General features: G+C 41.9%; 1 protein-coding gene. It reads left to right on the plus strand.

Features of this window, described 5'->3' with window-relative positions:
* Positions 1–111: 111 nt before the first annotated feature.
* Positions 112–288 carry a hypothetical protein gene (locus tag HC752_RS24295; RefSeq protein WP_190337744.1) on the plus strand — a complete coding sequence of 59 codons (177 nt, stop codon included), beginning with the start codon at positions 112–114 and terminating at the stop codon, positions 286–288.
* Positions 289–841 lie beyond the last annotated feature (553 nt).

Raw genomic sequence — 841 nt, forward strand, 5'->3', positions numbered from 1 at the left:
GCTGCTAGATAAGGTAACTTGGCAAAAGTACCTAAGCAGCCAATTTGCCTTTCGATGAAACCAAAGTGGCATTTTTGAACCTTACCCTATAATTTTGCTGGATTTTCCTAGATGCTTCATAACGCCCAGTTAAGTAGCCAAAAACGCACAAATGCTGTTTCTGCAAACCACCGTAAACACTCAACTCAACGCAAACTAAAAATGCCACGCGTTTTTGGTCTGCTTGAATTGTTTGTTATGAACGGACTTTACGGCATCCCCAATTTGCCAGCAAATACCGAAGCCTAAGACACCGAGCCATTTCACAAAATGCCGGCAGCTATACAATGAACCTACAACAAGTTGAACAAAGGCGAGCATCAAGCTTTGAATTTTTCGATGCACTGCCGCCCCACTAAAATCACGGCGCAGCAAATGGCTGCTAGAAAGAATCACTTGGCAAAAATACCCAAACAGCCAATTTGCCTTTTGATGAAACCCAAGCGGCATTTCACCAAAGGAACATTGCCGATTTTCAATTGGGAAAGATTCAAATCATGATGAAAATAAAAGTAAACTTTGAACCTTAGCCCCTAATTTTGCTGGATTTTCCTAGATGCTTCATAACGCCCAATTAAGTAGCCAAAAACGTACAAATGCAGCTTCTGCATACCACCTTAAACACTAAACTCAACGCAAACTAAAAGTGCCACACGTTTTTGGTCTGCTGAATTGTTTGTTATGAACGGACTTTACGGCATCCTCGATTTCCCAGCAAATACAGAAGGTTGAGACACAGAGCCATTTCACAAAATGCCGGCAGCTATACAATGAACCCACAACAAGTTGAACAAAAGGCGAG

Origin of the sequence: Vibrio sp. S9_S30 (genome assembly GCF_014694455.1) — a bacterium.
In the GTDB taxonomy this organism is placed as follows: domain Bacteria; phylum Pseudomonadota; class Gammaproteobacteria; order Enterobacterales; family Vibrionaceae; genus Vibrio.